20 protein-coding genes are annotated in these 18225 nt (G+C 72.5%); 14 read left to right on the top strand and 6 right to left on the bottom strand.

The window, feature by feature from the left end:
• Nucleotides 1-67: 67 nt before the first annotated feature.
• Together IEY20_RS02610 and IEY20_RS02605 are read right to left on the bottom strand one after the other, a co-directional pair.
• Nucleotides 68-721 (bottom strand): class F sortase, encoded by a 654-nt coding sequence (locus tag IEY20_RS02610; protein ID WP_229727818.1) that lies wholly within the window; start codon nt 719-721, stop codon nt 68-70.
• Nucleotides 722-723: 2 nt separating this feature from the next.
• Nucleotides 724-1581, bottom strand: coding sequence for a DUF4397 domain-containing protein (locus tag IEY20_RS02605; protein WP_175329336.1), 858 nt, complete (start codon nt 1579-1581; stop codon nt 724-726).
• Between the two features lie 266 nt (nt 1582-1847).
• Between IEY20_RS02605 and IEY20_RS02600 the strand changes: the two genes are divergently transcribed.
• From IEY20_RS02600 to csrA, 13 genes are all read left to right on the top strand, one after another.
• A complete protein-coding gene (locus IEY20_RS02600) occupies nt 1848-2129 on the top strand; it encodes a flagellar FlbD family protein (protein ID WP_175329335.1) in 282 nt (93 codons plus the stop codon).
• A 1-nt stretch (nt 2130) separates the two neighbouring features.
• Nucleotides 2131-2946 carry a motility protein A gene (locus IEY20_RS02595; protein ID WP_175329334.1) on the top strand — a complete coding sequence of 272 codons (816 nt, stop codon included), beginning with the start codon at nt 2131-2133 and terminating at the stop codon, nt 2944-2946.
• Nucleotides 2947-2948: 2 nt separating this feature from the next.
• A complete protein-coding gene (locus IEY20_RS02590; protein ID WP_175329333.1) occupies nt 2949-3914 on the top strand; it encodes an OmpA/MotB family protein in 966 nt (321 codons plus the stop codon).
• Nucleotides 3915-4047: 133 nt separating this feature from the next.
• Entirely contained in the window at nt 4048-4971 is a 924-nt protein-coding gene (locus IEY20_RS02585) for a flagellar motor switch protein FliM (protein ID WP_229727817.1), read from the top strand.
• Nucleotides 4968-5678: a flagellar motor switch protein FliN gene (gene fliN / locus IEY20_RS02580; RefSeq protein ID WP_175329332.1), complete on the top strand. Its 711-nt coding sequence runs from the start codon at nt 4968-4970 to the stop codon at nt 5676-5678. The genes IEY20_RS02585 and fliN overlap by 4 nt, the downstream gene beginning before the upstream one ends.
• Before the next feature lie 2 nt (nt 5679-5680).
• The gene (locus IEY20_RS02575; protein ID WP_175329331.1) at nt 5681-6238 is read left to right on the top strand and encodes a FliO/MopB family protein; all 558 of its coding nucleotides are present in this window, start codon (nt 5681-5683) and stop codon (nt 6236-6238) included.
• Complete coding sequence (gene fliP / locus IEY20_RS02570; RefSeq protein ID WP_175329330.1) at nt 6235-7089, top strand: flagellar type III secretion system pore protein FliP; 855 nt, start codon at nt 6235-6237, stop codon at nt 7087-7089. Before IEY20_RS02575 ends, fliP begins: the two co-directional genes overlap by 4 nt.
• Entirely contained in the window at nt 7089-7364 is a 276-nt protein-coding gene (gene fliQ, locus IEY20_RS02565) for a flagellar biosynthesis protein FliQ (protein ID WP_058726005.1), read from the top strand. Before fliP ends, fliQ begins: the two co-directional genes overlap by 1 nt.
• Entirely contained in the window at nt 7364-8140 is a 777-nt protein-coding gene (locus tag IEY20_RS02560) for a flagellar biosynthetic protein FliR (RefSeq protein WP_175329329.1), read from the top strand. Before fliQ ends, IEY20_RS02560 begins: the two co-directional genes overlap by 1 nt.
• Nucleotides 8141-8146: 6 nt before the next feature.
• A complete protein-coding gene (locus IEY20_RS02555) occupies nt 8147-9355 on the top strand; it encodes an EscU/YscU/HrcU family type III secretion system export apparatus switch protein (protein ID WP_175329328.1) in 1209 nt (402 codons plus the stop codon).
• A complete protein-coding gene (locus IEY20_RS02550) occupies nt 9352-11406 on the top strand; it encodes a flagellar biosynthesis protein FlhA (protein ID WP_175329327.1) in 2055 nt (684 codons plus the stop codon). Before IEY20_RS02555 ends, IEY20_RS02550 begins: the two co-directional genes overlap by 4 nt.
• Nucleotides 11390-12289 carry a hypothetical protein gene (locus IEY20_RS02545; protein ID WP_022904539.1) on the top strand — a complete coding sequence of 300 codons (900 nt, stop codon included), beginning with the start codon at nt 11390-11392 and terminating at the stop codon, nt 12287-12289. Before IEY20_RS02550 ends, IEY20_RS02545 begins: the two co-directional genes overlap by 17 nt.
• A gap of 4 nt (nt 12290-12293) precedes the next feature.
• Entirely contained in the window at nt 12294-12554 is a 261-nt protein-coding gene (gene csrA / locus IEY20_RS02540; protein ID WP_022904540.1) for a carbon storage regulator CsrA, read from the top strand.
• Here csrA and IEY20_RS02535 read toward each other — a convergent pair.
• The 3 genes from IEY20_RS02535 to IEY20_RS02525 all read right to left on the bottom strand — a co-directional run bounded on the left by IEY20_RS02535 (nt 12551) and on the right by IEY20_RS02525 (nt 15978).
• Nucleotides 12551-13186, bottom strand: a complete 636-nt coding sequence (locus tag IEY20_RS02535; protein WP_022904541.1) for a hypothetical protein — start codon at nt 13184-13186, stop codon at nt 12551-12553. The genes csrA and IEY20_RS02535 overlap by 4 nt on opposite strands.
• On the bottom strand, nt 13183-13809 hold the full coding sequence (locus IEY20_RS02530; protein WP_022904542.1) for a hypothetical protein: 627 nt from the start codon (nt 13807-13809) through the stop codon (nt 13183-13185). The genes IEY20_RS02535 and IEY20_RS02530 overlap by 4 nt, the downstream gene beginning before the upstream one ends.
• 78 nt (nt 13810-13887) lie before the next feature.
• Nucleotides 13888-15978, bottom strand: a complete 2091-nt coding sequence (locus IEY20_RS02525; RefSeq protein ID WP_175329326.1) for an acyl-CoA dehydrogenase family protein — start codon at nt 15976-15978, stop codon at nt 13888-13890.
• Between the two features lie 215 nt (nt 15979-16193).
• Between IEY20_RS02525 and IEY20_RS02520 the strand changes: the two genes are divergently transcribed.
• Complete coding sequence (locus IEY20_RS02520; protein WP_175329325.1) at nt 16194-17660, top strand: peptide MFS transporter; 1467 nt, start codon at nt 16194-16196, stop codon at nt 17658-17660.
• Nucleotides 17661-17848: 188 nt separating this feature from the next.
• Here IEY20_RS02520 and IEY20_RS02515 read toward each other — a convergent pair whose 3' ends face one another.
• A complete protein-coding gene (locus tag IEY20_RS02515) occupies nt 17849-18139 on the bottom strand; it encodes a hypothetical protein (protein WP_022902521.1) in 291 nt (96 codons plus the stop codon).
• Nucleotides 18140-18225 lie beyond the last annotated feature (86 nt).

Here is an 18225-nt window from a genome sequence, read left to right as displayed (position 1 = left end):
ACCGTGGCTCGATCGTACGGGGGCCGGAGGGACGGGGTGCGGCGGGTGCACGGTGCTGTCTCCGGGGTCACGGCACCGGTGTCGCGGTGATGACGAGGTTGCTCTCGTAGTGGCGGGTCCGCTCGTCGAACACACCACCGCAGGTGACCAGCACGAGTCGTCGGTCGCCGTCGGTGCGGAACACCTCGTCCCAGGGCAGCCCGCGCTTCTCGAGCAGGGACACCGAGTCGATCCGCCACCGCGTCTCGGCACCGGCGGTGTCGGTGATCGTGACGGTCCGGCCGTCGGGCACGTCCCGGAGGTGCGCGAAGGGTCCGACGCCGTAGCCGACGGCGTCGACGTGGGCCGCGAGCACCACCGTGCCCTCCGCCGAGGACGGTGCGGCGCCGTAGCGGTACCAGCCGGCGACCGACGGGTCCGGCGGGAGCGCCATGCCGCCCTCGTCGTCGACGCCCTCCGGCCGGACCGGCGCGGTGACGCCGGCCCAGTCGACGGCGACCCGGGCGGGTGCCGCAGCGGCCGGGGCGACCGGTGGGACGGTCGCTGCCTGCTGCGGTACCGCCGTCGAGAACGCCGCAGGGGGAGGCGTCGGCGTGCTCGTCGGGGCGAGGGAGGGGTGCCCGCCGGGGAGGGGGCCGGCCGACGAGCACCCGGTCAGGACGGCGACGGCCGCCGTGGCGACGGCGACCGCCGCCACCGACGACCGTGCCGTGCGGAGCACGATCAGCGACCGGAGTCCGGCCGACCGGCGTCCGCGGTGCGACGCCGCCGGACGACGACGGTCCCGAGCGCGGCGGCTGCGAGGAGTGCTGCGGCGGCTCCGATCCAGGGTGCGACGTCGGGCTGGTTCGTCGCGACGAGTCCGGCGTTGCCCGCGGGCACGCCGTTTGGGGTGCCGCCGAGGCCGGAGATCGTCTGCGTCGCGAGGGCGAGGTTCCCGTCCGCGAGGCTGCCCCACGCGTACACGATCGTGTCGGTGCCGGCCTTCACGGCGACGTCCGCCGGGCCGATCACCGGGTCGGTGGTGCCGGCAGCGGCGACCGAGGCCGAGACGGTGCCCGCGGGGAGCTCCAGCGCCTGCTCGTCCGGGTTCGTCAGCCCGGAGACCACGGCCTTGCCGCCGGCCAGGACGTCGACGGCGGGGGCGGCGGCGACGTGGCGGACGATCAGACGACCCTGACCCGCCGGAGTGGCCGAGGTGTCGTTCGTGAACAGGGTCGCGGTCGGCTTCCCGTCGGTGTCGTCGTGTGCGACCGCGGTGTAGTTGACGCCGGCGTCGAGCGAGACGTCCACCGGGCCGATGATCGGCTTCGAGTCGTCCGTCGCGTCGCCGGCGGTGATCGCGATCGAGTGCGCGCCGGCGGGGACCGTCATCGGGCCGGCGAGGGTGCCCGGCGTGAAGTCGTCGAGGGCGCGCTTGCCGTCGAGGTACACGTCGACGGTGACGGACGGGACGGCGTGCAGGACGGAGAGGGTGGCGTCGCCGCTGGCGGCCGCGGCGGTCGCGGCAGGCAGCACCGCAGCGGTCGCGGCGAGCAGCACACCGGACGCGAGGCCGGCGGCGAGGGTCTTCTTGCGCATCGTGTCGTCTCCTTCTCTGGCCCGGAGCGGGCCGGTCGGTGAGACGTCGTCCTCGACGTCTCACCGGGTACTACCGGCCGGACCCCCGCACCGGTTGCGCTCGGTTCCTGGGCATCTGCTCACGATGACGTACCCCGTCCGGGGCGCTGCGCCCCGATGCGCTTACGAGCGGCGGGCCCGGACCGATAGGCCCCGGTGCACGCCCACGGAAGGGCGGCATCCCGCCCCACGGACGGCGGCGGGACGATCGAGAACCAGGACGGGCCATGATCGTCGTCACACGACTCAACGGCAGCGGATTCGCTGTCAACCCGGACCTCGTGGAGCGCATCCAGGAGACGCCGGACACGACCCTCATCATGGTCGACGGCGCGAAGTACATCGTGCGCGAGTCCATGGTCGAGGTCATCGACCTCATCGCGGCGTACCGCGCGCGCATCGTCGGGATGGCCTACGGCACCGATGTGCAGCCGACGCGGAACGCCACGGGGCCTGCGCCGACCCTCGCCGCGGTCGCCCCGCTGCACGCGCACGACGGAGGCCGCTGACGTGGACATCGCGACGATCATCGGCATCCTCATCGCGTTCGGCGCGCTCTTCGGCATGGTCGAGATGGAGCACGTCGAGCTCGCCGGGGTCTTCCTGCCCGCGCCCATGCTCCTCGTGTTCGGCGCCACCATCGGCTGCGGCATCGCCAGCACGACCCTCAAGGACGCGATCGCCAGCTTCACGGCCGTCCCGAAGGCGTTCACGGGGAAGGTCACGCCACCGCAGTCGGTCATCGACGACGTGGTCGGGCTCGCCGAGACCGCCCGCGCGAACGGCCTGCTGGCGCTCGAGCAGGAGGCCGACAAGCACGACGACCCCTTCATGAAGAAGGCGCTGCAGAACATCGCCGACGGCACGGACGGCGACGAGCTGCGGATCCTCCTCGAGGACGAGATCGAGTCGAACGCCGCGCCGGTCCGGAGCGCGAGCGCGTTCTTCATGGGCCTCGGCGGCTTCGCGCCGACGGTCGGCATCATCGGCACCGTCGTGTCGCTGACGCACGTGCTCGCGAACCTCGGCAAGCCGGACGAGCTCGGGCCCCTGATCGCGAGCGCGTTCGTCGCCACGCTCTGGGGGCTGCTCACCGCGAACTTCCTCTGGCTGCCCATCGGCGGCAAGCTCCGCAAGCTCGCGCAGCTCGAGACCGACCGGCAGACGCTGCTGATGGAGGGCCTCCTCGCCGTCCAGGCCGGCAGCCAGCCCCGGCTGCTCGGCGAGCGGCTCAAGGCGATGGTCCCGCCCGCCGCTCGGATCGCGGACGCGAAGTCCGCGAAGAAGCAGCGCGCCGCCGACGACGACCAGCAGCTGGCGGCCTGACGATGAGCGCGAACCCCCGCGGTCGCGGTCGTGGTCGTGGCAAGAAGTCACACGACGAGGCGGAGCACCCGGACGAGCGCTGGATGGCGTCCTACATGGACATGATCACCGTCCTGATGTGCATGTTCCTCGTGCTCTTCGCGATGTCGACGGTCGACCAGCAGAAGTACATCCAGCTGAAGAACTCGCTCGCGACCGGGTTCGGCGAGGTGAAGTCGCAGAAGATCGACACCGCGTCCGGCACCGTCGTGACGAAGGACCAGGTGGAGGACGGCTCCGGCTACTCGATCGACAAGTCCCAGGCGGACCACTCGAGCGCGTCGAGCGGCCAGGCGGGCAGCAACGCCGAGGCCGGCCCCGGCACGGCCACCGCCGACCCGACGAGCACGGCCGTCCCCGCGGCCGCGTCGAAGGCCGACGTCGCCGCGGCGGAGCGGGAGCTCGACGACCTCCAGGGCATCGAGCGCGCGATCAAGCAGAACCTCCGCCGAGCAGGGCAGACCTCGAACGTGCAGTTCACCGTCGACGCCCGCGGGCTCACGGTCCGGCTCGTCGGCAGCGAGACGTACTTCGCGACCAACAGCGCCAACCTCTCGGACCAGGCGAAGCGGATCATGGACGCCATCGCGCCGGTGCTCCGGACGAGCGGCCACGACGTCAGCGTCGAGGGGCACGCCGACCAGCGCAACTCCACCGCGCCGTACGCGACGAACTGGGAGCTCAGCGCCGCGCGGGCCACCGGCGTGCTCCGCGACCTCGTCGAGCGCGGGGGGATGCCCGCCGCGCACGTGCAGAGCGTCGGGTTCGGGTCGAGCCGGCCGCTCGCGGAGGGCGACTCGGACCAGGCCCTCACCCTGAACCGACGGGTCGACATCGTGGTGCTGTCCAACCAGGACCAGGACGTCAGCGCGCTCATGCCGGCCCTCGCTGCGGCGCAGGACAGCGCGAAGGGGGTCGCGAGCGGCTGAGCCCCACCGCCCCGCGGGGGCACGCACGGCTGAGCCCCACCGCCCCATGGGGGCACGCACGGCTGAGCCCCCACCGCCCCAGAAGGGGGCACAGCGCTGACGGGTGGTCCCCAGCGGACCGATAGACGCACCCGTGATCGAGACCGCGTCCGCAGCACCGTCGTCGACGTCCGGCGTGCTCGACGCGTCCGGGCCCGACGTGTACGACTTCGCGCGCCCCTCGACGCTCGCCCGCGAGCACGCCCGGGTGCTCGAGCTCGCCTTCGAGACCTTCGCCCGGCAGTGGGGCACGCAGCTCACCGCGAAGGTCCGTGCCGTCAGCCAGGTGACGTGCGAGTCCGTGCAGATGAAGACGTACGACGAGTACGCCGCGTCGCTGCCCGCCCTCACCGGCATGGTGCTGCTGCCGATCGTCGACGTGCTCCCGAAGGGCGTGCTCCAGGTACCGCTCGACGCCGCACTGACCTGGGTGTCGCACGCGCTCGGCGCCTCGAAGCCCCTGCCGACGCCGGAGCGCACCTTCACGCCCATCGAGCAGGCGCTCGTCCGCAAGATCGTCGAGGACGCCCTCGACGACCTCCGCTACTCGTTCGGCGGCCTGCTCGCGCACGACGTCACCGCCGGCGGGTTCCAGTTCAACTCGCAGTTCGCCCAGGCCGCGCAGAAGGGCGACCTGATGATCGTCGCGTCCTTCGAGATCCGCGTCGGCGACCGCGTGGCCCCCGGCACCCTCGCGCTGCCCGCCGAGGCGGTGCTGCCCCAGCTCGGGGAGCAGGCGACGCACGTGTCGTCCGCCGAGGCGCGCCACCTGCTCGACGAGCAGCTCGCGAACGTCCCCGTCGGCGTCAGCCTGCGCTTCGCGCCGGCGACGGTGCTGCCGGCGCAGGTCCTCGGCCTCGCCGTCGGTGACCTCCTCCCGCTGCCGCACCCGCAGCACCGGCCCCTCACCATCGCGGTCGACGGCGAACCCGTCGGCACCGCGGCCGTCGGCGCGAACGGGTCGCGCCTCGCCGGCATCGTCGTCACCACCACCGCAGCTACGGAGCCCTCCGCATGACCGCCACCACCACCCTCCACGCCACCGCCGCCGACGCCCTCGTGGTCGCCCTGCCGACGGCGGCGCCGCTCAGCGCGGTGGCCCTGCCTGGAGGCGCGACACCGGCCGTGCTCGAGGCGGCGGCCACCGGGGTGGTCGCGTCGTTCGTCGGCGGCCTGTCGGCCGACCTCGCGCTCGTCCTGACCGACCTCGGTGCGGTCACGGCGGCCGGCGGCACCGAGCACGGCATCGTGGAGGTCACGGACGTGCTGCGGCCCTCGCTCGAGGCCGCCGCCGGCGTGCTCGGCATCGGTGTCCTCGGCGACGCCCGCGTCGAGTCGGCCGCGTCCCTCCTCGCCGACCCCGAGACCGCGGTCTTCGAGCTGACCGCCGGCGGCGTCCCCGGGGGCTGGTTCGGTATCCGCGTCCGGGAGAACGGCACCGTCTCCGCGTCGACCGCACCCGCCGTCACCGTCCCGACCGGGAACCTCGGCCGCATCAACAACGTCGAGATGACCCTGACGGTCGAGATCGGCCGCACCCGGATGTCCGTCCGCGACGTCCTCGGCATGGAGCCCGGCGCCGTCGTCGAGCTCGACCGGAGCGCTGGCGCACCCGCCGACGTGCTGCTGAACGGCCGGCTCATCGCGCACGGCGAGGTCGTCGTGGTCGACCAGGACTACGCCGTCCGCATCACGAAGATCCTCGACGTCGCCGAGACGGTCTGACCGTGGACACCGCGGTCATCGTCCTCCGCGTCGCGCTCTCGCTCGGCGTGGTGCTCGCCCTCATGTGGGTGCTGCACCGGGTCAGCCGGAAGAAGCTCGTCGGCGGGAAGGCGCACGGTCGTCGCTCGGCCTCGGTCGAGGTCGTGGGGCGCCAGGGCATCGGCGGCAAGGCGAGCGTCGTCGTGGTCGACGTCGAGGGCGAGCGCCTCGTGCTCGGGGTCACCGAGCACGGCGTCTCCCTCCTCACCAGCGGTGCGACCCCGGCACCGGAGCTCACCGTGGTGACCGCACCGGTCGTCCTGCCGGCCGCCCGCGCGGAAGCGGTCCGGCGTGACGCGGAACCGACCGCGTCGGCCGACGCGTTCCGTCGGGAGCTCGACGAGCACGTCGGAGCCGAGCCGCGCCTCCCGGTCGCCGCAGCGCCGCTGCCGATGCGCCCGCGCAACCGGCGTCCGCAGCGCACCGTCGTCCCCACCGCGGCGCAGCTGCAGGGGTCGATCCTGTCCGCGGACACGTGGCGGCAGGCCGCCGCCGCGCTGCGGAACCGGCGGGCCGGGTGACCGCGGCAGCGCTCCGGACGGCGAGGTCCCACCGGTTCGCGCGGTCCGGCCGGACCGTCGCGCTCGTCGTCCTCGGGCTCGCCGCGGTCGCCGGGTTCGTCATGCTCACCGCGACCGGCGCGCACGCCGCAGGGGTCGTCCAGCCGACTGCTCCCACGACCCCGACCCCGCCCGCGAGCGGCGACTTCAGCGTCAGCGTGAACGGTCCGGACGGCACGCCGTCGTCCGCGGTCGTCACGCTCATCGGCATCACGCTGCTGAGCGTCGCCCCGGCCCTCATGCTGATGATGACGTCGTTCACGAAGATCTTCGTCGTCCTCGCGATGACCCGGAACGCACTCGCACTCCAGTCCATCCCGCCGAACCAGGTGCTCGCCGGCTTGGCGCTCTTCCTGTCGCTCTTCGTGATGGCGCCCGTGATCGGGCACATCAACGACGACGCCCTGCAGCCGTACCTCGCCGGCCACCTCGACTTCGCGCAGGCGGTCGAGGTCGGCACGAAGCCGCTGCGCACGTTCATGCTGCACCAGACGCGCGAGGAGGACGTGGCGCTCATCACCCGGGCGGCCGGTCAGGCGAACCCGAAGGACATGGCCGACGTGCCGATGACCACCGTGATCCCGGCGTTCATCATCTCCGAGCTCCGCAGCGCCTTCATCATCGGGTTCGTCATCTTCGTCCCGTTCCTCGTCATCGACCTCGTCGTCTCCGCGGCGCTCATGTCGATGGGCATGATGATGCTCCCGCCGGTGATGATCTCGCTGCCCTTCAAGATCCTGCTGTTCGTCCTCGTCGACGGCTGGGGGCTCATCATCAAGTCGCTCATCGAGTCGTACCAGGTGGTGCACTGATGGACCAGCAGGCCGTCCTCGACCTCGTGCTGCAGGCGCTCCTCGTCGCCGGCAAGCTCGCCGCGCCCGTGCTCGTGACGAGCCTCGTGGTGGGCTTCGCGATCTCGCTCTTCCAGTCGGTGACCCAGATCCAGGAGGTCACGCTCTCCTTCGTGCCGAAGGCCGTCGCGGTCGCGATCGCCCTCGTCGTCTGCGGCAACTGGATGATCTCCGAGATGATCGCGTTCACGCACGCCGCGTTCGACATGATCCCGAAGCTGCTCGGAGCGGCCTGATGGAGTTCGCGTTCGACGCAGCACGCCTCGAGGGCACCATGCTCGCGGGCGTTCGGCTCGTGGCGTTCTTCGTGATCGCACCGCCGTTCTCGTACCGCGCGTTCCCCGCGACGGTGAAGGTCGTGCTCGGCATCGGGCTCGCCATCGGCGTCGCACCGCGCGTCACCGCGGGGTACGCGAGCCTCGACACCGGGGGGTTCGTCGTCGCCCTGGTGACGCAGCTCGTCGTCGGCCTCGCGCTCGGGTTCCTCGTCTCCCTCGTGTTCGCCGCCGTGCAGTCCGCCGGAGCGCTCATCGACCTCTTCGGCGGGTTCACGCTCGCGGCCGCCTTCGACCCGCAGTCCCAGGTGCAGGGAGCGCAGTTCACGCGGCTGTTCCAGATGACCGCCCTCGCGCTCCTGTTCGCCTCGGGCGGGTACCAGCTCATCGTCGCCGGACTCGTCCGGTCCTTCGACGCGGTGCCGCTCGTCGGCGCGGACGGCACCCCGGGGGGCTTCGCGCTCGGCGGGTTCTCCGGGGTGCTCGTGCACGCCCTGACGCAGATGTTCCTGTCGACGCTCCAGATCGCGGGGCCCCTCGTCGTCGTGCTCTTCCTCGCCGACGTCGGGCTCGGGCTCCTCACCCGCGTGGCGCCGGCGCTCAACGCGTTCCAGATGGGGTTCCCGATCAAGATCGGCCTGACGGTGCTGTTCGCGGGCGCCCTCGTCATGGCCCTGCCCTCGGTGGTGTCGTCGCTCACCGGCGACGCCGTCCAGGCGGTCACGGGCGGGGGGTGACGTCCCGTGTCCGACAGTGGAGAGCGGTCCGAGAAGGCGACCGACAAGCGCATGCGCGAGGTGCACCGCAAGGGGCAGCTCGGGCGGTCGCAGGACCTCGGCGCGTGGGTCGGGATCGCGGCCGCGGCCGTCATGATGCCGGCGGCGGTCGGGAACGCGGCAGCGGCCGGCACGTCCCAGCTCGCCGCAGTGCAGACCGTGATCGCGGACCCGACGATCGGCACCATGAACCGGGTGTTCGGTGAGGCCATGGCGTCGGTGGGCACCATCATCGGCCCGATGCTCGGCGTCACCGCCGTCGCCGCGCTCGCGACCGCGGTGGCGCAGGGCGGTGTGCACTTCCGGCGCATGGCACCCCAGCCGGACCACTTCGACCCGGTGCAGGGGTTCAAGCGCGTGTTCGGCGTGCAGGCGCTCTGGAACGGCGTGAAGGCGCTGCTCAAGACCGCGGTCGTCGGGCTCGTGCTCTGGTTCGCCGTGCAGGGACTCGTGCCCGTGCTCATGACGAGCGGGTCGCTGCCGCTGACGTCGGTCCTCTCGGCGGCGTCCGACGGCGTCGGCACCCTGCTCCGCGCGGCGATCGCGGCCGGGCTCCTGCTCGCGGCGGTGGACGTCTTCGTCGTGGTCCGCCGGAACCGCAAGCGCACCATGATGACCAAGCGCGAGGTCAAGGACGAGAACAAGCAGTCCGACGGCGATCCGCTCATCCGGTCGCAGCGGCGGTCCCGGCAGATGGCGATGAGCCGCAACCGGATGATCTCCGCGATCGGCACGGCGGACGTCGTCATGACGAACCCGACCCACTACGCCGTCGCGATCGCCTACGAGCCCGGGAAGTCCGCGCCCCGGGTCGTGGCGAAGGGCGCCGGTCCGGTGGCGGAGGCGATCCGGGAGAAGGCGCTCGACGCCCGCGTCCCGATCGTCCAGGACGTCCCGCTCACCCGTGCCCTCCACGCCGCGTGCGAGCTCGGACAGGAGATCCCGGTCGACCTCTACACGCCGGTCGCCCGCGTCCTGTCGTTCGTCATGCAGCTCACCGCCCGCGGTGCCGCCGCGGGCACCCACGCGGCGCCGCGACCGACCACGGCGGACGAGGTCGCGACCGTGCTGGACCCGACCACCCTCACGGGCGACGTCCGTCCCCGCAGGCTCCGCTCCCCGCGCCCTGCTCAGACCCCGAGCGGAGACGCTCCCACGGAAGGGGTTCCCGCGTGAACCGCAAGGACCTGCCGAAGCTCGTCGTCCCGGTCTTCATCGTCGGCATCATCCTGCTGCTGATCCTGCCGGTGCCGTCGTTCCTGCTCGACGTGCTCATCATCTGCAACATCCTGCTGGCCCTCGTGATCCTCCTCACGACCCTGTTCGTGAAGAAGCCGCTCGACTTCTCGGTCTTCCCGTCGCTCCTGCTCGTCGCGACGCTGTTCCGGCTCGGCCTCAACGTCGCCTCGACGCGCCTCGTGCTCGGACAGGGGTTCGCCGGCGACGTCATCCAGGCGTTCGGGCACGTGGCGGTGTCCGGGTCGATCATCATCGGCGCGGTGATCTTCCTCATCCTCGTGGTGATCCAGTTCGTCGTCGTGACGAAGGGCGCCGAGCGCGTGGCCGAGGTCGGCGCCCGCTTCACCCTCGACGCGATGCCGGGCAAGCAGATGGCGATCGACGCGGACCTCAACGCCGGGCTCATCACGGACGCGGAGGCGAAGGAACGCCGGGCCGCGGTGTCCGCCGAGGCGGACTTCTACGGCGCGATGGACGGCGCGTCGAAGTTCGTCAAGGGCGACGCGATCGCGGGCATCCTCATCATCGTCATCAACCTCGTCGGCGGCATCGCGATCGGCATGCTGCAGAACGGGCTCTCGATCACGGACGCCCTCGGCAAGTACGGCATCCTGACCATCGGCGACGGGCTCGTGACGCAGATCCCGGCCCTCCTCATGGCGGTCTCGACGGGCATGATCGTCACCCGCTCCGGCGCCGAGACCGAGATGGGCTCGAGCGCGGCGGCGCAGCTGTCCCAGTCCCGCAACGCGCTGACGATCGCGGGTGTCGCGGCCGTCGCGATGGGCTTCATCCCCGGCATGCCGGTCCTCGCCTTCCTCCTCGTCGGGGGCGTGCTCCTGTTCACGGGGTGGCGGATCGGACAGAACGCGAAGCGGGAGGCCGCCGCGGCGGAGCAGGCCCGTGCCCTCGAGTCGGCGGCACCGAGCGCGGACACCCCCGAGGACCTCATCGAGCAGATGCGGGTGCACGCGCTCGAGATCCTGCTCGCCCCGGACCTCGTCGACATGGTCTCCGGCGCGTCGGACGACCTGCTCGGTCGGGTGCGGGCGCTGCGGCGCAAGATCGCGGTGGACATGGGCATCGTCGTCCCTCCGGTCCGGACGCGTGACAGCATCGACCTGCCCCCGTCGACGTACGCGATCCGGATCGCGGGCGTCGAGGCCGGCCGCGGCACCGCACCGTCGCGGAGCGTCCTCGCCCTCGGCGACCAGCTCGACGGGCTCCCCGGCACGACGACCGTCGAGCCGGTGTTCGGCCTCGCGGGCAAGTGGGTGCCCGCCGAGCTCCGGCACGCCGCGGAGATGACCGGTGCCACCGTGATCGACCGGGTGTCCGTGCTCGTCACGCACCTGCAGGCGGTCATCGGCGACAACGCCGCGCGCCTGCTCACCCGCGAGGACGTCAAGGTCCTCACCGAGGGCGTCAAGCAGGTGAACCCCGCCGCGGTCGACGAGCTCGTCCCCGGCATGCTCTCGATGGCCGAGCTGCAGCGCGTCCTGCAGGGGCTCCTCGCCGAGCGGGTCCCGATCAACGACCTCGGCCGCATCTGCGAGGCCCTGACGCTCCGGGCGAAGGTGTCCACCGACCCCGAGGGACTCGTCGAGTCCGCCCGCGCGGCCCTCGGCCCGGCGCTCGTGGCCCGGCACACCGACAACGGTGTCCTGCGCGTCATCATGATCGACCCGCTGCTCGAGCAGGCGATGCTCGAGGGGCTGCGTCCGTCGGAGCAGGGGACCCAGATCGTGCTCGACGCGCACCGCATCGAGCAGGTGCTCGGCTCGGTCCGCGACGCCGTCCGCTCCGTCGAGGACCAGGGCTTGTCCGCCGTGCTCGTCTGCGCGCCACAGCTCCGCCCGGCGGTGCACCGCATGGTCGCCGCGCAGTCGAACGGGCTGCCGGTGCTCTCGTACCAGGAGGCGACGGCGGCGGGCTCCACCATCGAGACCGTGGGGGTGGTCCGTGTCACCGATGCGGTTGCAGCGTGACGGGGCGACCCTCGACGCGGTGCGCGACGCCGTCCGCGAGGAGTTCGGTCCCGCGGCGCGCATCGTCGCCGCCGAACGGGTGACGACCCCTGGCATCGCCGGACTGTTCCGCAAGGCGCACGTCGAGGCCACCGTCGAGGTGCCCTCGCCCGACGAGCTCCCCACCGCGGTCGTCGCGATCGCCGACGGTCCCGTCCAGCGCGCGGGCATCGCCGCGCTGCTCGCCGACGCCGAGGCCGCCGAGGCGCGCATCGCCGCCGCGGACGGCACGGGCGCCACCCGCGCCGACGCGTTCGCGTCGGTCCTCGACGGCTTCGTCGCGGACGGGATCGCGCCCGCGATCGCGGTGGCACCACCGTCCGCACCGGCGGTCCGCAGCCTGCCCGACCAGGGCGGGTCGCGCCTCCAGGCCGTCACCGACACCCTGACTGGAGGCGCGTCACCCCTCCTCGACACCCCTCCGGTGCGCGTGCGGCCGGTCCCGCCGCAGGTGCGCTCCGCGGACGGCGACCTGGTCCTGCTCGTCGGCCGGGCCGGCGACGTCGACGCCGTGGCCGGGCTGTTCGCCACCCGTCACGCCCTCCGTCCCACGTCCGCCGCGGACCGGCGCGCGGCGATCCTCGCGCGCGCCGACGGCGTCCGCGACGGCGCGACCGTGCTCGCGGTCGCGGCGTGGGACGACGGCGCGACGATCGAGGCACTCGGCGCGGACCAGGTGTGGCTCGTCGTGGACGTCGGACGGAAGACCGAGGACGCCGAGGCGATGCTCGGCGCGGTCGGTGGACGCGTGACCGTCGCCGGGGTCGTGGCGATCGGAGCCGCCGAAACCGCCACGCCGGAGTCGGTCCACCTGCTGGGAGTGCCCGTCCTGTCGCTAGGCTGACGGGGTGCTGGTACTCACGCGGAAGGTCGGCGAGCGGATCCTCGTCGGTGACGACATCGTCATCACGGTGCTCGACGGGCGTGGCGACGGGGTCCGCATCGGGATCGACGCGCCGCGCGGTGTGAAGATCCAGCGCGAGGAGGTCGTCCGGGCCGTGACCGAGGCGAACGCCGAGGCTGCTGCGGCGGCCTCCGCAGGGACCGACGAGGACGCGGCGGCGCGGTTGCGGCGTGCGCTGGGGGAGCTGGGCGGCTCGTCGTCCTAGAGCAGGACGACCGCGGCCGCGAGGCCGGCCCAGCACGTGCTCGTGAGCGTGCCGACGATGAACCGCTCGCGTGCGGCCGGTGAGTCGAGCTCGGAGAACCGGCCGAGTCCCTTGACCGCGATCACGGCGGCGACGATCTCGAGGTGACCGACGAGCGCAGCGCCGACGATCGCGAAGCGCTCGAGGAAGCCGATCACGGACCCGCCGCGGAGGACCTCCGACGGCTCCGGCGCCGTGCTGCTGCCGAGGGGCTCGTCCCGGGTGCTGACGAGGATGCCGCCGTGCGTGCCCCGGCGCACGTCCCCGCGCCGGAGGTCGCCCCGCATCGCGACCCCGAGGACGGCGCCCGTCACCGCGCTGCCCGCGAGGATGCCCACCAGGCACACCGCGGCGGCGAGCACGGTGCCGACGACCGCGTCGGGCGCGGACGCGACGAGACCGTGCGGCGGGTGGGCGGTGCGCTCGGCGGGACCCGGGGCGATCGTCCCGGTGCCGATCCGGACGGCGAGGAGGGCCAGCAGGACGACGACCGCGGGGACCGCGCGCGCGACAGCGGGCACCGGGCGGACGGTGCTCCACGCGGCGGTCGCGAGGACGACGGCGGCCGCGACGAGCCAGAGCGTGGTGGTCACGGGGTGGGCTCCTCGTCGTCGTGGCGTTCCCGGTCGGCGCTGCCGAGGAGCGACGCGAGCGCTCCGCGGACCGGGGCGTCGCTGCGCAGGTCGGCCGAGGCGTACCGCTTCGCCACCGCCTGCGGGGTGATGTCGAGCCGCGCAGCTGCCTCGGTCCGCGAGTACCCACGGTCGAGCAGGTCCGCGAGCTCCCATCCCTCCCGGGAGCGTCGGGCGAGGGACCGGACCGTCTGGGCGACGAGCGGTTCGACCTCGGCCGTGGTGCGCGCGAGCCCGGGCGCGACCTCCAGCGCGAACCGCTCCGGGACGGCCTTCGCCCGCTCGACGGCGTCGCGCGCCGCGTAGAACGCCGGGCCGGTCGCCGCCCGGGTCGTCGTCGGGAGCGGTCGCTCGACGGGACCAATGCCGACACCGATGCTCCAGCCGCCCTGCCGGGTCAGGGTCCGGACCACGTCGACGGCCGCCCCGGGTTCGGCGACGAGCACCTGGAACTCGTCTCCGGCCGTGCGGTCCGGTGGGAGCGCCGCAGCGTCCCCGAGCACGTCGCGCACCGAGCGCAGCGCGGCCTCGACACGGTCGGACCCCGCTCGGCTGTCGACCTGGTCGGCCGTGATCACGAACATCGCCCCTCCTCGTGTCAACCCTACGAGGTTGACAACCCCAGAATCAACCCCGCAGGGTTGACCGGGCGTGCGGGAGTGTCACGCGCGCGGCTTCTTCTCCTGTTCGGGCAGTCGTCCCGCCGCGGCCTCGGCGGCGAACCAAGCACGGGCCTCCTCCTGACGCTCCTGCTCGGCACCGAGGGCGATCGGGGCACGGACGTGACCGGGCTCGTACCCGAAGGTCTCGAGCAGCTGCGGCACCACCGGGCGCACCCGGGCGACCAGGCGGTCGGTGTACGCGGACACCGCACGCGCTCGCTGCGCGGTGAGCCGCCCGTGCACGAGGTACCAGTCGAGGTGCTGCTCGAGCAGGCCGAGGGCGAACATGTCGCGGAGCCACACGAGGACACGACGGGAGTCGCCCTCGGGGACCTCCTCGAGCGCCTCGGTGAAGGCGTCCCACTGCATGAGCTGCGCGTGTGCCTTCGCCGCCTCGATCAGGTCGTGCTGGGAGCGGTTCAGCAGCCGTGCTGCGCGCGCACGGTCCTTGCCCGCCGCCGCGAGCCGCATGCCGATCTCGGTGACCATCGTGTCGACCCGCCCGGCGAGGAGCTCGCGCTGCGTCTTCGGGTCCTGCAGGTCCGTGACGCTGGCCGCGAGCGAGCCGCGGTCCGCGAGGGTCTGCTCGAGGCGACGGATCCCGGACGCGTCGGCGAGCTTGGCGGCCGCGGTGGCCGCGACGAAGCGCGCGGTGGCGGCGGCGTCCTTCGGCGCCCGGGCGCGGAAGTCGGTGAGCAGTCGCTTCCCGACGAGCTGCAGCAGGACGGTGTTGTCGCCCTCGAACGTCACGTAGACGTCGAGGTCGGCGCGGAGGCCGGTGAGACGGTTCTCGGCGAGGAAGCCGGCGCCGCCGCAGGCCTCGCGGCACTCCTGGAGCGTGTCGAGGGCCGACCAGGTCGACATCGCCTTGAAGGCGGCGGCCTGGGTCTCGAGGTCCTCCCGGCGCTGCGGGGTGTCCTCGCGCCCACTGAAGACGTCGTCGAAGGTCCGGAGCAGTTTTTCGTGGGCGAACGACTGTGCGAACACGGTGGCGAGCCGGGGGATGAGCCGACGCTGGTGCCGCCCGTAGTCGAGCAGGACGCCCTCGGTGCCGTCGCCCGTCGGGAACTGCCGACGCTGCATCGCGTACGTCAGCGCGATCTCCAGGCCGATCTTCTGGGCGACGACCGCGGCGCCGTCGAGGGAGACGCGGCCCTGCACGAGCGTGCCGAGCATCGTGAAGAACCGCCGGCCGGGCGAGGCGATCGGCGACGAGTAGGTGCCGTCCTCGGCGACGTCGCCGTAGCGGTTGAGCAGGTTCGTGCGCGGGACGCGGACGTGGTCGAAGTGCAGCCGGCCGTTGTCGATGCCGTTCAGACCGCCCTTGTAGCCGTCGTCCTCGCCACCGACGCCGGGCAGGAAGGTGCCGTCGGCGTCGCGGATCGGCACGTAGAAGGCGTGCACACCGTGGTCGACGCCCTGCGTCACGAGCTTCGCGAACACGACGGCCGCCTTGCCGTGGAGGGCCGCGTTGCCGATGTAGTCCTTCCAGGCGCCGCGGAACGGCGTGTGGATGACGAACTCCCGGGTCTCCGGGTCGTAGGTCGCGCTCGTGGCGATGCTCTGCACGTCGGACCCGTGGCCGGTCTCGGTCATCGCGAAGCACCCGGGCACCTCGAAGGACACGATGCCCGGCAGGAACTCGCGGTGGTTCCGCTCGGTGCCGAGGTGGTGGACGGCCGAGCCGAAGAGGCCCCACTGCACGCCCGCCTTGATCTGCATCGACGGGTCGGCGGTGGTCAGCTCCTCGAACGCGGCGAGGTTGCCGCCGTGGTTGTCCTGGCCGCCGAACTCCGCCGGGCAGGGTCGCTGGATCGCGCCGGCCTCGACGAGGATCCGGAGCTGGTCGAGGGTTCGCGACCGGGCGTCGGCGTACGGCATGCCCTCGATCTTGTGCATGGCCGGGTCGAGCGCGAGCCGCCGCGAGATCCGACGGTCCTCCGCCCAGCGGCCCAGGAGGAGTTCGGCGACGAGGTCGACGTCGATGCGCACGTCGGCCGCGGTCGAGCCGACCGGGGTGCCCGCTGCGGGGTCGCCGGTGGCGTCGGCCTTCGGCGTGCTCGTGCTCTGCGCGGATGCGGTGTCGACCATGGTCGGGAGTCCTCCTGAACTGCGGTGTCCGGTGTTGCAGAACCCACGCTATGCACCGCACCTGCTCGCGGCGTGAACGCCGTGCGGGCGGGACAAAGACCGGGGTCCGGGACCGGTCGGCGCTCGTGGGAACCCTCCAAGGCGCGGGCCGCAGATTTTGTGAGCACCCATCGACGATTGTGAGGGCACCGGCTCTCGAGGGCAGACTGTGCGGCATGTCAGGTACCACCGCACCGGGCCACGAGCCCCGCACCGAGCGCACCTTCTTCGGACAGCCGTTCGAACTGTCCACGCCGTTCGCGGTCGAGCTGTGGGAGCGGTTCTCGTTCTACGGCATGCAGGGCATCGTCCTGATCTACATGTACTACACGGTGTCGCAGGGCGGGCTCGGCATCGACGAGAAGCTCGCCGGCGGCATCATGGGTGCGTACGGCGGTGCCGTGTACCTCTTCACGATCATCGGCGCGTGGATCTCGGACCGGTTGGTCGGCGCCGACCGGACGCTCTTCGGCAGCGCGGTCGTCGTCATGCTCGGGCACATCGCGCTCGCGCTCCTGCCCGGGGTCGCGGGTGTCGGTGTCGGTCTCGTCCTCATCGCGCTCGGCTCCGGTGGGCTCAAGGCGACCGCCACGACGATCGTCGGCGGCCTCTACCGGAAGGACGACCCGCGGCGGGACGCGGGCTTCTCGCTGTACTACCTCGGCGTGAACCTCGGCGCGTTCTTCGGGCCGCTGCTCACCGGCCTGCTGCAGAGCGCGCTCGGCTTCCACTTCGGGTTCGGCCTCGCCGCGATCGGCATGGCCGCCGGTCTCGTCCAGTACGGCATCCGCCGTCGCCACCTGCCCGAGGTCGTCCGCCACGTCAGCAACCCGATCGACCGTCGACGCCTGCCGCTCGTCGCGATCTTGGTCGTCGTGGCCCTCGCGCTCGTCGTGACCGCGGTCCTGACCGGGCTGCTGAACGTTCGGAACCTGCCGACGGTCGTGGTCGCCATCGTGATCGTCGCGACCGTCGGCTACTTCGTCGTCATCCTCGGCAGTGGCATCAGCGCCGTGGAGCGCTCGCGCGTGTTCGCCTTCATCCCGCTGTTCATCGGGAGCGCGGTGTTCTGGTCGCTGTACCAGCAGCAGTTCACCGTCGTGACGATCTACGCGGACCAGCGCCTCGACCGGTCGCTCTTCGGGTGGGAGATGCCCGTCTCGTGGGCACAGTCGATCAACCCGGTCTTCATCATCGTGCTGTCCGGGGTGTTCGCGGCGATCTGGACGAAGCTCGGCGACCGCCAGCCGTCCACGCCGACGAAGTTCGCCCTCGGCACCGGCATCATGGGCGTGGCGTTCCTGCTCTTCCTGCCCTTCGTCGGCACCGGTCGGAACGGGACGCCGCTGCTGGTCCTGGTCGCGATCCTGCTCGTCTTCACGATCGCCGAGCTGCTGCTCTCGCCCGTCGGCCAGTCCGTCGCGACAAAGCTCGCACCCGCGAAGTTCCAGACCCAGATGGTCGCGCTGTTCTTCCTGTCGGTGTCGCTCGGCACCGCGGCCACGGGTGTCCTGTCGCAGTACTACGACCCTGCCGACGAGGCGCCGTACTTCACCGTGCTCGGCCTCGCCGCCGTCGTGGTGGGCGTCCTCCTGCTCGTGTTCGCCAAGCCGGTCCTGCGCCTCATGCGCGGCGTCCGCTGATCAGCGCGCCCGACCGCACCGCCGGGTCGCATCCGGTAGCCTGAGGGCTGCCACATCGGCCCCCGCTACCAAGGAGTCACGGACATGCTCGAAGTCATCGCAGGCGTCATCATCGGGATCGGCGTGCTCGGCGGCGTCGGGCTGTGCATGGCCGCGGCAGCCATGATGAAGAGCGGCTCCGAGGAGTACTAGGCCTCGGGCCCAGCTGCCGGCTCGACCGGCACCAACTGACGACTCAGGACGGTCGCGCGCTCGAAGGGGCCGCGGCCGTCCGTCGTGTAGGCGGGCTCGTCGAACGCGACCGTCCAGGTGCGCTGGGTGCCGCCGAGCTGGCTGGCCCCCGGCGCGACGATGACGCCGATCGGCTCGTCGGCCCAGTGCTCGCCGCCCTGGCCGGGGTCGACGACCTGCACGAGCGCGCCGATGCCGAGGCCGGCACGGTCGTCGGGGCGAGGGCTGGGGGAGCGGCGTCCGAACACCCGCCCACCGTACCGCCCCGTGTCCGGCGCTCTGGTCCGTCCCCTCCCACGGCCCTCCAGTCCCGGAGGACCACGCGCCGGTCACA

Origin of the sequence: Curtobacterium luteum (genome assembly GCF_014646995.1) — a bacterium.
Lineage (GTDB): Bacteria > Actinomycetota > Actinomycetes > Actinomycetales > Microbacteriaceae > Curtobacterium > Curtobacterium luteum.
This window is presented reverse-complemented; position numbering and strand designations above follow the sequence as displayed.

What these genes read in the sequence shown, in the direction of transcription:
- IEY20_RS02605 (WP_175329336.1), bottom strand. Translation starts at nt 1,581, where the DNA reads ATGCGCAAGAAGACCCTCGCCGCCGGCCTCGCGTCCGGTGTGCTGCTC.
- IEY20_RS02600 (WP_175329335.1), top strand. Translation starts at nt 1,848, where the DNA reads ATGATCGTCGTCACACGACTCAACGGCAGCGGATTCGCTGTCAACCCG.
- IEY20_RS02590 (WP_175329333.1), top strand. Translation starts at nt 2,949, where the DNA reads ATGAGCGCGAACCCCCGCGGTCGCGGTCGTGGTCGTGGCAAGAAGTCA.
- fliN (WP_175329332.1), top strand. Translation starts at nt 4,968, where the DNA reads ATGACCGCCACCACCACCCTCCACGCCACCGCCGCCGACGCCCTCGTG.
- fliQ (WP_058726005.1), top strand. Translation starts at nt 7,089, where the DNA reads ATGGACCAGCAGGCCGTCCTCGACCTCGTGCTGCAGGCGCTCCTCGTC.
- IEY20_RS02560 (WP_175329329.1), top strand. Translation starts at nt 7,364, where the DNA reads ATGGAGTTCGCGTTCGACGCAGCACGCCTCGAGGGCACCATGCTCGCG.
- IEY20_RS02545 (WP_022904539.1), top strand. Translation starts at nt 11,390, where the DNA reads ATGCGGTTGCAGCGTGACGGGGCGACCCTCGACGCGGTGCGCGACGCC.
- IEY20_RS02530 (WP_022904542.1), bottom strand. Translation starts at nt 13,809, where the DNA reads ATGTTCGTGATCACGGCCGACCAGGTCGACAGCCGAGCGGGGTCCGAC.
- IEY20_RS02525 (WP_175329326.1), bottom strand. Translation starts at nt 15,978, where the DNA reads ATGGTCGACACCGCATCCGCGCAGAGCACGAGCACGCCGAAGGCCGAC.
- IEY20_RS02520 (WP_175329325.1), top strand. Translation starts at nt 16,194, where the DNA reads ATGTCAGGTACCACCGCACCGGGCCACGAGCCCCGCACCGAGCGCACC.